At 49.6% G+C, this 13,296-nt stretch carries 11 protein-coding genes; 1 reads left to right on the top strand and 10 read right to left on the bottom strand.

From position 1 onward, the window contains the following. Positions 1 to 189: 189 nt before the first annotated feature. The 6 genes from NST44_RS20365 to NST44_RS20340 form a co-directional block, all read right to left on the bottom strand. Complete coding sequence (locus NST44_RS20365; protein ID WP_007128090.1) at positions 190 to 1,053, bottom strand: metal-binding protein ZinT; 864 nt, start codon at positions 1,051 to 1,053, stop codon at positions 190 to 192. Positions 1,054 to 1,277: 224 nt separating this feature from the next. Continuing rightward, positions 1,278 to 2,423 (bottom strand): VanZ family protein, encoded by a 1,146-nt coding sequence (locus NST44_RS20360; RefSeq protein WP_007128091.1) that lies wholly within the window; start codon positions 2,421 to 2,423, stop codon positions 1,278 to 1,280. A 236-nt stretch (positions 2,424 to 2,659) separates the two neighbouring features. Beyond that, positions 2,660 to 3,928, bottom strand: coding sequence for a cytosine deaminase (locus tag NST44_RS20355; RefSeq protein WP_007128092.1), 1,269 nt, complete (start codon positions 3,926 to 3,928; stop codon positions 2,660 to 2,662). Further along, positions 3,897 to 5,174 (bottom strand): cytosine permease, encoded by a 1,278-nt coding sequence (codB, locus tag NST44_RS20350; RefSeq protein ID WP_007128093.1) that lies wholly within the window; start codon positions 5,172 to 5,174, stop codon positions 3,897 to 3,899. The genes NST44_RS20355 and codB overlap by 32 nt, the downstream gene beginning before the upstream one ends. Before the next feature lie 703 nt (positions 5,175 to 5,877). Beyond that, positions 5,878 to 6,141, bottom strand: coding sequence for a CD3324 family protein (locus NST44_RS20345; protein WP_007128094.1), 264 nt, complete (start codon positions 6,139 to 6,141; stop codon positions 5,878 to 5,880). Positions 6,142 to 6,304: 163 nt separating this feature from the next. After that, on the bottom strand, positions 6,305 to 7,348 hold the full coding sequence (locus NST44_RS20340; protein ID WP_007128095.1) for a Cfr family 23S rRNA (adenine(2503)-C(8))-methyltransferase: 1,044 nt from the start codon (positions 7,346 to 7,348) through the stop codon (positions 6,305 to 6,307). 425 nt (positions 7,349 to 7,773) lie between these two features. On the opposite strand from NST44_RS20340, the gene NST44_RS31095 reads away from it, so the two are divergent. Further along, positions 7,774 to 7,995, top strand: a complete 222-nt coding sequence (locus NST44_RS31095; RefSeq protein ID WP_167324079.1) for a hypothetical protein — start codon at positions 7,774 to 7,776, stop codon at positions 7,993 to 7,995. On the opposite strand, the gene NST44_RS20335 is transcribed toward NST44_RS31095, so the two are convergent. The 4 genes from NST44_RS20335 to NST44_RS20320 form a co-directional block, all read right to left on the bottom strand. Next, positions 7,963 to 8,367, bottom strand: a complete 405-nt coding sequence (locus tag NST44_RS20335; RefSeq protein WP_007128098.1) for a helix-turn-helix domain-containing protein — start codon at positions 8,365 to 8,367, stop codon at positions 7,963 to 7,965. The two genes, NST44_RS31095 and NST44_RS20335, sit on opposite strands and share 33 nt — an antisense overlap. 151 nt (positions 8,368 to 8,518) lie before the next feature. After that, complete coding sequence (locus NST44_RS20330; protein WP_040738101.1) at positions 8,519 to 9,748, bottom strand: VWA domain-containing protein; 1,230 nt, start codon at positions 9,746 to 9,748, stop codon at positions 8,519 to 8,521. A 1-nt stretch (position 9,749) separates the two neighbouring features. Next, entirely contained in the window at positions 9,750 to 12,167 is a 2,418-nt protein-coding gene (locus NST44_RS20325) for a DUF5682 family protein (RefSeq protein ID WP_213615659.1), read from the bottom strand. Next, the gene (locus NST44_RS20320) at positions 12,164 to 13,267 is read right to left on the bottom strand and encodes an AAA family ATPase (RefSeq protein ID WP_007128101.1); all 1,104 of its coding nucleotides are present in this window, start codon (positions 13,265 to 13,267) and stop codon (positions 12,164 to 12,166) included. Before NST44_RS20320 ends, NST44_RS20325 begins: the two co-directional genes overlap by 4 nt. Positions 13,268 to 13,296: the final 29 nt, after the last annotated feature.

Here is a 13,296-nt window from a genome sequence, read left to right as displayed (position 1 = left end):
TCTTAAAGCTCGTATCTTACACCGTGTTAATCCCAACCTTACAGCAACCTTAAAAATAAACTAAAACCCCTAGGATACGCTTGTAAGAGCGCCTGGGGGTTTTGAATCCGAAACTATTTAAATATAATGAAGCCTAATGTGTTGAAAGCTAATTTCAACTCTCAACGCCGATTCAAAGCAGAGTTGGCGTTAGTGTGCCATCATTTCATGGGCTATGCTGTGTCCATCCATGTCGGACGGGTAATAAGTAGGCCAATTCGTAACTTCTTCAAGTAAAGCCTTGCGATCGTCTCCCCAATATAAATGGAAATGATCCGACTTGCTGGGGTTGATCCGGTGGTCGCTAAACTGAATGTAACGAGGCAGTCCCTCGACTTCTTCCACCGACTTAAATATGTAACGAACCCCGCGGTTACCGGCCTCGTAGGTCAGTATTTCGTATCCATCGGATTGGTACTTCCCTGAACGTTGCTGGCCCTTCGTGAAGAACGTGACAGTGTCTCCTTCAATCACAATGCGTTCCGTATCGGTCTTGTAGCCGACGTCATAATATTCCTTATACTCCTCCGCCGTCATTTTCCCGGAATCCTCCGCTTTATGCGCAAATACCTCATCCAATGTACCATCCAGCAAATATGGATAAACCGATTGCCAGTCTCCTTCCCAATCTGACAGCGTACGGTTCTGTACTTGGCTGTCCTCAAAGAATCCCTTGTAGATCGCCTCTGCTTCCTCATCATGATCATGATGTTCGTGGTTGTGATCATGGTTATGTTCATGGTTATGTTCATGGTTATGTTCATGGTTATGTTCATGGTTATGTTCATGGTTATGTTCATCCTCCTCGTCATGAACATGATTCGTGTTGCTTTCATTAGTACTGCTGCTTTCTTCAGTACCGCTGCTCTCCTGAGTGCTACTGCTTCCATTCGTACCGCTGACTGCCTCGGTTTGATTCAAAGCGCCACTGTCGTTAGAGCCAGCGCTTTGACACCCGGCAAGCCACAACCCCAATACTGCTAAAATGACTCCAATCCCAAGTTTTAGTTTCATATTCTCCTCCATTTAATTGTAATGTTTACGATTAAAGATTATACGGAGGCTGGATTTCTTTGTCAATGAAAATCGTAATGTTTTTTAATTACATTTCAAAGAATATGCCTACCACGAGGTCATCGACCAGAAAAACCGCACCACGCCGGAGCCCCGATCTTGAGATTGACGAATAACAGTCAATGCGGGGAATGGCCATGGTGCGGTTTAACATCGTTTAAGATTTATTTTTTCCTTGGTACTATATTCGCCACATCGTCAAAGTAAAGGGTTCGTTTCCCTTTCTTGAAGAGGACGACGGTGACATGGATAAATAATATGGCCCACATTATAAACACAAATGCTAATGCAGCCACACTGATCCAAACATGATAAGGATAAAGAATTGAATTCATGTCTAACTTAATGCCATTAAATAGACGCGTAATCCATGTTGCCGCTAAAGGCAAGTAAAGCGCAAAGGATCTTTTTAACAAGGACGGCCACGAAGGTGTTCCCTCACCCACTGTAGTTAGCTTGAATCGCAGTAAATGGGTTCCGATGGTTTTTCCATTCCAAATAAAAGGAACTACAGAGAAAAGAATAATAAACAAAATCGTTGTAAACAGAAATTCTGCAAATTCGCTGGTGATAAAGAAACCAACGGTAAGGCTCCAACTAATCTTGATCAACAGATAATCGACAAGCACAGCCAGTAATTGCGGCAGCGGAGGTACGAGCGGACTTTCCTGCATTTTTTCTGCCTTCGCTATAAGGTTATTTCGAGACGGAAATAGCGCAAGTATGACAGGAGCAATGATGAATCCAAACAAAGCACCCGTGCTGTTTAGTATAAGATCATCGACATCGAAGATACGATATGGACAATTGTAGATTCCGTAGATCCCTGTAATTTGGGTTGTTTCATAGAAAAGGGATAACGCGAACCCCAAACCAAGCGCTTTCTTCCAATTTCGTTTATGCTGAAAAAAATACCTTAGATAAACGCCAAGCGGCAATAATAATAAGAAATTGAATGCCGCCTGCAAAAATACACTGTCCGTAAGTACCCGCGCATAGGTCGATGGCTGTGACCATACGACTGAACGACTATGTATAATTTCCCAAATAAAATGAAATGGGACGAGCGAATAATGAACCGCATCGGGTGATTGCATAGCGCAGGTATTTCGAGTATCCGGAAGAGGCAGGAGAACTAAAAATAATGCCGATAACATATAAAAAACAAAGGAATAAGCCACGATGGATGCCCAAAGACTTAAATGTCCATATTTTCTATAACTATAAACCATCCAAGGAACAATAAGGAAAAAACTCAATATGCAAAAAATAATAAATGCTGTTTTTATGGGAATTAAATATACAGACATACAGGCACCTCTTGAATTGGAAAGATGAATAGATAACCTTATTCTTACGAATTTCTTTCAAAATCCCTTTGCAACTTTGCTTTTCTTGATTAATCTACCCCAAGGGATTATTTTAATTCGGATTCGAAAATAGACTGTAAAAAAGGACTGTACCTCTGCTCTACGTCTGCATTCAAACATAATGAAGGAGACACCCCAGATCGGGGTGCCTTCTTGTTAGAATGCGAATCCTTCAATTATTTATTGAAAGTGACCTTCTCCGAACCGCTCTCAAGAACGATCGACGTGTCCCGCGGCTTCGTTTCCGCGATTTTGCGGCCGCCTCTGAACGAATAAAGCACTGCTGCCTGCTTGCGGATAGCCTCGTATTCGTTCTCCGCTTCAAGAACGATGAAGTTGGCAGGCTTGCCTTCTTCAATACCGTACACATCCTCGATATGCAGTGTTCTTGCACTATTTTTCGTAATAAGATCGATCGAGTTTACGATTTGATCGTAACCAAGCAGCTGCGAAGCATGGATGCCCATATGGAGCACTTGGAGCATATTGCCCGTGCCTAGCGGATACCATGGATCAAAGATGTCATCGTGACCGAAGCACACATTTAGTCCGGCTTCCTGCAGCTCTTTGACGCGGGTCAGCCCTCTTCTCTTCGGATACGTATCGAAGCGTCCCTGCAGGTGGATATTAACCAAAGGATTGGAGACAAAATTCAGGTCAGCCAGCTTCAGCAATCTAAACAATTTGTACGTATAGGCATCATTATATGACCCCATCGCCGTTGTGTGGCTTGCCGTCGTACGAGAGCCCAGTCCGCGTTCGTAGGCTTCTTTGGCGACAACTTCCACGAAACGCGATTGCTCATCATCGATTTCGTCGCAATGGATGTCGATGAGCCGGTCATATTTTTCCGCGAGATCAAAAGCAACCTTCATCGAATCAACGCCATACTCCCTTGTGAATTCAAAGTGGGGAATGCCGCCAACCACGTCAACGCCCATTCTCAGCGACTCTTCCAACAGTTCCGCGCCATTCGGGTAGGAGTGGATGCCTTCCTGCGGAAAAGCGACAAGTTGGATGTCAATATAAGGTGCCATTTCTTCTTTCACTTCAAGCATCGCTTTAACTGCGGTTAAGCTAGGATCGGTCACGTCCACATGCGTCCTTACGTGCTGGATGCCTTGAGCAATCTGCCACTTCAGAGCTGTTGTGGAGCGCGTTTTGACGTCTTCATGCGTCAGGAACGCCTTGCGTTCTGACCAGCGCTGGATGCCTTCGAACAGCGTTCCGCTCAAATTCCATTCCGGCTCACCGGCAGTGAGCGTTGTGTCCAAATGAATGTGAGGTTCAATGAACGGCGGCAGCACAAGCGAGCCGCCCACGTCAATGACTTCCTCGTCCGCTGTTGTTTCCAGCGACTGCGTAATCCGTTCAAACTTCCCGTTCTTCACGACGATATTCCATATGCCCTCTTTACCCCGCAATTTTGCGTTCTGTATAATCATTTGTTTTCCCCTTTTCTGTGGATTCTTTGGCAGGAACGATCAGCATCAATACAATGTAGACCACTGCCGTTCCGATCAGTGCGTTCAATGGCGTTATTCCGGGAGCCAATTGGGCGAAGGCAACGCCGATAGCCCAAGCTGCCATCGCTATCCAGTTTACCTTCTTAAAAGTCATCTCGGCAAACGGTTTATAATTTCTGCGCTTTACAAAGAAGTAGTCCGCGATGATGATGGCACCGATCGACGGAATCGCCGCGCCCAGCACATTTAGGAAACCGACGAAGTTGTTGTACATCCACATGGCCAAGACGGTACCCACGATGCCATTGACAATGACGAAGAACTTTTTCGAAATTTTCGTGATGTTCGCAAAGCCTAGCCCCGAAGCATACAGGGCATTATCGTTGGTCGTCCAGATATTCAGCCCCAGAACGACGATCGCGGGAATGATCAAACCTTGCAGGAACATGACTTCCGAGATATCGGCCTGGTTATAAGCCATTGCGCCGACGGCACCGAACAAGAACATGAGCGAGTTCCCCAGGAAGAACGCGATGACCGTTGCGGTAACCGCCTGCCGGGACGTCTGGGAAAACCGGGCGAAATCGGGCGTCAGCGTTCCTCCGCTGATGAAAGACCCGATACAAATGGTCAATGCCGCTGCCGTGGTGAGCGTCTGGGTCGGCGAGTAATCGAGCAGCCCTTGCAGCCCCCCCAGGGATCCTGCCCCTTCAAACATGGAGTAGCCGCCAAGGATGGTAATGGCCGGAACTGCGATGTAGCCCAAAATGACGAGCGACTTCATGCCGAAGATGGCGGATGCCGTCATGGCGAAACCAAACAAGAAGATCAGCAGGTACACGTTCCAATCCATCGCTTTGGCAACCGGAATCGCGAACATGGCCACGCCGACGCCAAACCATCCGACCTGCGTGAATCCGAGCAGGAACGATGGCAGGTACGACCCTTTTTCACCGAACGCATATTTTGCCAGCAAGTGCGTGGAAAGGCCCGTTTTGGCAGCGATATGTGCCAGTGCTCCCGTATAGATGCCCAGTGCCAAATTACCCGCAAGCACGATGCCTATGAACTCCATGAACGTCAAGCCGACTCCTAACGTCCCCCCTGCCAGCATGCTTGCCGAAAAGAACGTGAACCCTAACATGACGGATAGCGTCTTCCAAAAATGGTTTCTCTGCGTTTTCGGTACCGCTTGCCACGAAAACTCTTGATCTTGTTTGCTCATCAGAATACCTCCAGGTTAAAGTGTCCTGATACCAAAAAAGCAGAAAAAAGAGGCTACTCGTCAAGTCTCAAACTGACAAGTAGCCTCTTCTTTGCATCATAACCCGCGCGAAGACGCAGAGCATCCCCTGATGGGGTATGCACTGAATCACGCGTGATTATAAACATCCGCTGCCCTTGCCAGCCTCTCTGGACTGATTTAAAGGTACCAGTATTCAATTACATTCTATTATTTTGGAAAAACCTACGATTGTCAATGTTATTATTATCCAATGGTCAGGATTCTCTTAAAGGTCATGTTCTTTTTCAGTTGGCAATCTAGAAACGAATAACAAACGTAGCTACCTCCTGATTATCATCGTAAGTGTGAACTTAATTATAGGAATGGACTGCTTAAAAGTAAGCGGAATTCATGATTACAATCGAAGTATCTACGATAACATCCATCACTTCGACCCCCTCTTGGTGCAAAATTTTAATGGCTAACAGCCAGTGAGTCTCTTACATCTAAACGATAGCAGATCGAAAATTCATGATCTATATACAAAACGATGCTGTAATATTTTATATTTGCAAACTTAGAACTAATGCTGCTTAACATGTTAGCGGGTATTGAAAAGTGCAGATTTCTTCTTTTCATTATAAAAATCCCTTCAAGAGTAACACCGCTCGACTAAAGCGCTCTTGAAGGGAAAAGTAGGCATCTATTTCTGATATATTATTTTTCTGATAGCATAGGTTGATAAAAAGAATGATTCTGAGAGTTCCTCGACTGAAGCGCCAGCTAAATATGCTTTCAAAATATCATCATTTCTTTTGTTAATCTCTTTTCGTGCGCCAGACAACTCTCCCCAGACTTTATGTTCATTTTTTCTAGCGGGTATATAGAGGTATTCGCCTTGTATATATTCTTGCAATTTTTCAACCAGTTCCTCCGGCAAGACGACAGCGGCATTAATATATCTCAATTCGACTCACTCCTTGAAATTATAGTTTCAAGCAGCAAAGCCAGTTTCAATTTGGTTGACTACTCCATGCAAATGCTCAAAACCGGCTCTGCATGGAGAATCACATGTGTTATCGTTGTATTTTTAAGGGACATTGGATTCCCCCCCTGATCAGTTGGTCGACTTATTCAATTTTACCGTTTGATCCATGCAGTTGGCCGCATGCTGCGTTAATGTCTGATCCGAATTGGGTCCGCACGGTGACATGGATTCCCTTTGACTTCAAGACTTTAAGGAACATGTTGATACTGTTCTGATCCGACTCTGCAAAACTTTGCGATGTAGCGTCAGTGGAATTGTAAGGAATTAGATTGACATGATATAAATGTTCCCATGACCCTCTGCTACGCAACAAATCAGCAACTGCTTCAGCATGTTTCGTTGAATCGTTAATACCCCTTAGCAGGATATAAGCAATGTAGACCTTTCGTTTCGTTTGTTGGATATGCTCATCCAACACGGTCAGAACTTCCTCCAATGGAAAATGATTGTTAATTGGCATTAACTCGCTTCGCTGATCATTAAACGGTGAATGTAGGGAAAAGGTTAAATTAATCTGCGGAAATTCCTTCGTCAACTTTTTTATTCCCGGTATTAAACCTATGGTAGAAACCGTAATTCTTCGATGTCCTAAACCGAAAAGCTTAGGAACCGTCAGTACATGCAATGCATCAAATACATATGGGTTTGCAAGCGCCTCTCCCATTCCCATAAAGGACACACTGTCTAAGGGATACTTATTCAGAGTAAAGTAAAGGAGTTGATCCGTTATTTCATCCGTTGTAAGATTCCTCTTCAAACCGAGTGTTCCCGTAGCACAAAAGGTACAACCAAATCCGCAACCGCACTGCGAAGAGATGCAATAGGATTCCCATCCCGTCTTATAACTTAACCTTACGGACTCAATGTATTCATTTCCAGAGATGGCAAACAGTATTTTGCTAACTTGATTGGATTTCTGCTCCATTTTTGGTGTGATGCTTAACACATTGTTTCCAAGCTCTTTGATTAATTCATTTCTTAATGGTTTAGGCAAGTTGTTCATTGCTTCAAAAGTTCGAATCTTGTTTTTGAAGATTGCCTCAGTTATTTGCGAATATCTATAATTCGGTTGCTTTAGAGCCGATAAGATCTTACGTATTTTTTCATACTTAGATAGATGCTTCATTTCAATCTCCCTTTAAACGGAGAAAACGCAAAAAAGCACCAGCTTACCGGTGCTTTTTTGCGTACATTAACCTAACTATACCTATACAAAAATAAGAGACTTCCTATAAAATAAGTCACGAATTGTATATATGCATAGAAGGATAAAGTTCCGGTATCTGATTTGTTATTTTGTGAACCTGATCAAACATCGCCTTAAATGACAGGTTCACATATACATCTACAATTTCAGAAACAGTCATTACTTTATCCCTCCCATTCCATTCATTTTTGCAATCACATGAAAAACTTAACACAATATATATCTTACGGTCAAGAAGCTTCATTTACGTTATTTTTGCCTCCTTTGGTTCCGCAACATTACTTCCCAGAAATCGAGTAAAGGGATGGTAAGCCATTCATGGCTGTTTACTCCAACTCCGTGAGATGCTGCCTCCGTCCAGCAATATCGTTAAGTTCCAAAAGCAGTTCTACGTCTATCCGACGGCAGGTTCAGAGCGCTTTTTATGGAATTTTGTATTTAATGAAATGTATTCCTCTATTAACAAGCAGACATTTTATATAGCTGACTTCCGAGCCTATATGATCTTGTTCAGAACTCACCATCCCTGCCTCCTAATCATCGATATTCGCTTGTTTTCTAATTGACTGAACCGTGTGTGTGAATGCTTCTGCAGCTTTATATGCATCTAATGCATGTTGAAGACGTTTTACTTGTTGATTCAGCTCATTGCTGTTATCTCTTGCCTTTATTGTTGCACGCGCAACCTCAATAAGCTCTTCTTTTGCTGCTTTTATCGCACGATGATGAGCTTTTTCAATGAGTTGCACTGCCATATGAGTATAAATCGTTGCAAACTCTTTATCGCCAATCTGCTGCTCACGGGCAGCCAAATCGCTCTCACTGATTACCCAATCTCCGGAGTCATTTTTCGAAGCGGATAAACGCCCGTCATTAATCATGTTAAGAATGGTTTTGTAATGAACCCCAAGTAAAGACGCTGCTTCTTTAGCATTCATTATTACTCAGCTCCTTATCCATAGTTATCCATATATTAAGGGATAATATGATGTAAGTAAACAGAAATAATAAGGTCCTGGTTTCTTTTCACAGATCGGCATAATGAAGAAAGCCGCTCAAGTGAGCGACTTTCTTTGAAGTGCATGTTAATCAGGCTTTAATCAACGTTTTCGCTAGCTCGCTCATATCGCGGCCCTGCAGCGCACCTGCCACCAGCTCTGGCAGCATGCCTGGCGTGCAAGCGAAGCATGGCGTGCCGTCCCGGGATAGCTGTCTCGCCAGCCGTTCGTCATAGAACGGCCGTCCGCTATCCGAGAGCGATAGCAGGCATAGTGTCCGCACACCCGATTCACGCATCTCCCGCATGCGGCGCACCAAGGCTGCTTGATTGCCGCCTTCGTAAAGGTCGGTTACCAAAATAAACAGCGTTTTTTTCGGCTCCTCGATAAACGACTCGCAGTACGCGACCGACTTGTTGATGTCCGTTCCCCCGCCAAGCTGGACGCCGAACAACATATCGACGGGATCATCAGCGCACTGCTCCGTCAGGTCGACTACTTCCGTATCGAACACAACGACGCGGGTATCCAGCGCCGGCATGCTGGCGAAGATTGCGCCCGTTACCGACGCCCAGATGACCGACTCCGCCATGGAGCCGCTCTGGTCAATATCGAGAATGACGGTCCATTCCTTATTGCGCCGGGCCCGGTCGAAATAATAAAATTTTTCGGGAATCAGGATGTTCCGCTCCCGGTCGTAATGCTTCAGGTTGCGCCGAATCGTCCGCTTCCAATCCAGTCCACTGAGCGAAGGCAGCGGCGTATGCTGCCGTTTGTTCAACGCTCCGGTCACGGCCCGCCTCATGTCTTCCTGTAAGCGGGCCATCAGGTCATCAACGACGGCCTTGACGAGGAGGCGCGCGGTCTCCTTTGTCCGCTCAGGAATTTTGCCCTTGAGCGCCATCAACGTTCCAACCATCTGAATGTCCGGCTTTACCGATGCCAGTAGCTCCGGCTCGAACAACAGCTGCTTCCATCCCCTGCGCTCGATCGCGTCGTTCTGGATGATGGAGACGACATCCTCGGCAAACAGGCTGCGTACGTCACCGAGCCAGCGGGACAGGTTAACCGAGCCTCTTCCTCCACCCGCTCCGCGGCCAGAGCTGCTACCCGAGCCCCGTCCCGAACCGCCGCTGGAGTAGCTGGCGTCCGTGTCGTCGTAAATCGCTGCCAGCGCGGCATCCATGATTGCTTCTTCTTCCGTCAACTGCAAGGCCTCGCTTCCCGTCAGCTCTTCCAGCTTACCCTGAGCGGCCTCACCAAGGATCAAGCGCCAGCGGGATACGGAGGGTTCCAGTCTTTCTTTCGTTTGATCGGTCATGTTAAAAGTCCCCAAAATCGAATTCATTCAATTCATCCAGCATCTTGTCTTCTTCCTCCTTCAGATCCCCCGTCAATATTTCAGCCGCCTGCTCTGCATGTACGCCCCATAGTTCCCCCAGCGTCTCGGCGATCATCGTTTTTTCGTGCGGCGAGAAGGAGCTGAACGCCCGGCGCAGGAATACGAGCGCCCGCTTGAATTGCTCATCGTCCAGCGAAAGAATGTAATCGTTCAGCTGCTCCCACAGGCTCATTCGAGACAGCAAGGCGTAACGGTTACGCATGGACAGCCCTTCGAACCAGCCTGCCCCGAGGTCGGACGGAATGCCCGGCGACAGCCGCCGCGACACTTCCGCAGCGCACTGATCCGCATCCATCTCCCCTCGTTCCAGCAGCAAGGCGCAGGCGAAGCCGGAGAGCTTCGGATTACGGTCGTCCCGCTCGGACAGCGCGTTTAGTCCAGCCAACCAGAGCGGCACGTCGACAATTTCATCATGCTCCTGCGCGATCCGGTTCAAGTCACCCATGGCGGCGACCATGTCGTACGCCGCCTCGTCGCTGCAATTAGCCGAATCGGACAGGTACAGACAGGCTCGATAGAACAGCTGTTCCAGCAGCGGCACGAGAGGCGCAGTGTCCGCACGGCGAATATCGCCGTAGGCGATGATTCGCGACAGTTCAGCCGCAGCGGCCGCGATCTGCGCCACGTCGCGGCTGTCTGCAGCCAGCGACTGCAGCACACGGCGGCCGTCCTCCATTTGGGCGGTCATGCCGCATCGTACGGAGACGCCGATCAGCTCGGATGCCTCCGCGATGGAGGTGCAGCCTTCCAGCTTCTCCCTCAGACGATGGGCACAGGCGATTTCGATCGTTTCGCCAAGCAGAGTGGACTCGATTACCCGGATCTCAGCCTCCGGGGTCCATTGAATAATCCAATCCTCGGCCCAGACAGCACGGCCCCCGGCAGCCGGACGGGATTGGACGAACGGAATTTCCAGCAGTTCCAGACGGCGAAACAGAAAAGATCGGTGCAGGTCGAGGAAAGCAGCCTCCTGCGACGAAACCCGGCGATTCTCGCGCAGGTCAAGCGACAAGTCGGTCGCGACGGCGGTCTTGTATTGCGTCAGCTTGAGCCGCTTCAGCTCGCGGTTCAAGTCATCCTGCAGCGGCGTCTGGCTGACGCCTTCGGCTAGGGAGCCAATCTCCGTTCCAACGTCAACGCGGGCCAGCGCCTCGGCCACCACCGACAGCTCGCCGCGTCCGAGCAGCGTTTGCGCCGCGTCACGCAGCTCCATCAGCGTCGGGGCGCTTCCGCCGTGCAGCGAAGCCAGCCCTTCGGCCAACCGCACCGCTTCGATGACCTCGGCGGTGGAGCGGTGCGTGCCGGATGCCCGCAGAAGACGGGCAACACTCGAGAGGTATAGTATCGACGTTTCCTCCTGCCGCCCGTTCTCCATCGCCTCCCACATCATCTGGTAGTAATGCGGAGCGGCGTTGCCAGCCCCGTAGCCTGACAGGCTGGACAGCCGATAATACGAATACGGCATCAGCGTCAGCTTGGTCCGGCGCGAAGGTATCGCTGCCAGCTCTTCGTCGCTCATCGAGCCCGACGAAGGATATTCCAATGCAGCCGCATGGTACGCGCCACAGACGACCACGATCTTCGCTGGATCATGCCCCGATTCGATCGTTTTCATAATCTGCCGCCGCATATAAGCTTCCCGCACTTGGTTGTATGCGAACTCTTCCGGCTGCTCGGCCCGCTCTCGCTCTTCACCGAGACTTCGTATCTCTGCGGAAAAGGTCAGGATGGATTCCCGGTACGCATCCGAATTGGCGTTGTGCTCATAATGCCGTTCCCAATATGATTCGTAATCGTGCTCGCCGGCCAACTCGGCGATTCGTTCGTAAACGGAGCGTTCCGATAACGAGTTCTCGGGTCCGGCTGTCGACGTGCCTGTAGTAGGCACCATTTCCTGCGGTAGCGCTCCCTGGGCCAATGACGACTCGCTGCCCATCCCTTCCGGCACGAGGCTCTTCCGGCGGGCGCGTTCTTCCTCATTGCGCCGCCGCAGATCCTCCAGAGCAATTGCCGCGTCCGACGGCAGATCGATCAACTCGCAGTGTGCTCCGTTCTTGGCAGCCCACCGCATCGCCTGCAGCTCCGGTGAATAGACGGCGAACGGCCACAGCGCCGTCCGGACAGGCATTTCATCCGTAAAGGCCAGCACCGCCACAGGCGGCACGGTCAACGGATGAATCAGGTCGCCAATCCGATCCGTCGCGTCCGATGGTCCTTCGATCAACACCGCCGTTGGGCGGACGCGATCGAGGTACTCCAGGAGATGGCGGGCACCTCCGGGGGAGAGGTGCCGGACGCCGAAGACGGAGACCCGGACGTCTTCCGCAGCGGTCTTCACTCGTTCAACTCCCTGCACGCCTGATACAGTCCGCGCCACTCCGATCCCCGTTTCTTCATGACGTTGTCAAGGTACTCCTTCCAGACCAATTTGTCCTTGTCGTCGTCTTTGACGATCGCGCCCTGCAGACCGGCGGCCAGATCTTCGTCCGTCAGTTCACCGCTACCGAAGCTTGCAGCCAGCGCCATGCTGTTGGTGAGCAGCGAAATGGCTTCGGCGGTAGAGATCACGCCCCCCGGAGATTTCAGTTTCTCCTTGCGGTCAAGCGTCATGCCACTGCGCAGCTCGCGAAAGATGGTGACGACCTTCAGCAGCGCTTCGTCTGCCGGAGGAGCCGCCTGCAGCTGATACGAAGCGGCGATCTCGCCGACGCGCTTTTTGACGATTGAAAGTTCGGTCTCAAGATCGGAAGGCGACGGCAGCACAATGATGTTAAATCGGCGCTTGAGGGCGGCGGACATTTCGTTGACGCCGCGGTCGCGCGTATTCGCCGTGGCGATGATCGAGAAGCCTTTGCGGGCACTTGTCTCGCTGCCGAGCTCGGGAACCGAGACGGTCTTCTCGGACAAAATGGAGATCAGCGCGTCTTGAACCTCCGAGGCGCAGCGCGAAATTTCCTCAAAACGGGCGATGCTGCCATTTTCCATCGCGCGCATGATCGGGCTGCGCACCAGCGCCTCAGGCGTTGGGCCGTTCGCAAGCAGCATCGCATAGTTCCACGAATAACGGACCTGTTCTTCAGTCGTCCCGGCTGTTCCTTGCACAACAAGCCCTGAATTGCCGCACACCGCGGCCGACAGGTTCTCGGACAGCCAGGATTTGGCCGTGCCCGGTTCGCCGATCAGCAGCAGAGCCCGGTCGGTGACGAGCGTCGCGATTGCCATTTCAACCAGCCGCCGATTGCCAATGTACTTGGGTGTGATGTCCAATTTGCCGGCTTTGCCACCGGTAATATACTTCAACACGGCGCGGGGCGACATCTGCCACCCCGGAGGAACCGCTCCCTTATCTTCTTTAATAAGCGCTTCGATTTCATCTCGGTACAGCTGTTCCGCCGGAAGGCGCATGGCATCCTGCGCTTGCTTATTCGCTAACGTCATATCACGTTCTCCTCTCGCTAATGAATCTA

The sequence above is a fragment of the Paenibacillus sp. FSL W8-0919 genome, from assembly GCF_038003785.1.
Classification (GTDB): Bacteria; Bacillota; Bacilli; order Paenibacillales; family Paenibacillaceae; genus Paenibacillus_AQ; species Paenibacillus_AQ lactis.
This window is presented reverse-complemented; position numbering and strand designations above follow the sequence as displayed.

What these genes read in the sequence shown, in the direction of transcription:
- NST44_RS20365 (WP_007128090.1), bottom strand. Translation starts at nt 1,053, where the DNA reads ATGAAACTAAAACTTGGGATTGGAGTCATTTTAGCAGTATTGGGGTTG.
- NST44_RS20320 (WP_007128101.1), bottom strand. Translation starts at nt 13,267, where the DNA reads ATGACGTTAGCGAATAAGCAAGCGCAGGATGCCATGCGCCTTCCGGCG.
- NST44_RS20335 (WP_007128098.1), bottom strand. Translation starts at nt 8,367, where the DNA reads ATGAATGCTAAAGAAGCAGCGTCTTTACTTGGGGTTCATTACAAAACC.
- NST44_RS31095 (WP_167324079.1), top strand. Translation starts at nt 7,774, where the DNA reads ATGCTGCCTCCGTCCAGCAATATCGTTAAGTTCCAAAAGCAGTTCTAC.
- NST44_RS20360 (WP_007128091.1), bottom strand. Translation starts at nt 2,423, where the DNA reads ATGTCTGTATATTTAATTCCCATAAAAACAGCATTTATTATTTTTTGC.
- NST44_RS20355 (WP_007128092.1), bottom strand. Translation starts at nt 3,928, where the DNA reads ATGATTATACAGAACGCAAAATTGCGGGGTAAAGAGGGCATATGGAAT.
- NST44_RS20330 (WP_040738101.1), bottom strand. Translation starts at nt 9,748, where the DNA reads ATGACCGATCAAACGAAAGAAAGACTGGAACCCTCCGTATCCCGCTGG.
- NST44_RS20340 (WP_007128095.1), bottom strand. Translation starts at nt 7,348, where the DNA reads ATGAAGCATCTATCTAAGTATGAAAAAATACGTAAGATCTTATCGGCT.
- codB (WP_007128093.1), bottom strand. Translation starts at nt 5,174, where the DNA reads ATGAGCAAACAAGATCAAGAGTTTTCGTGGCAAGCGGTACCGAAAACG.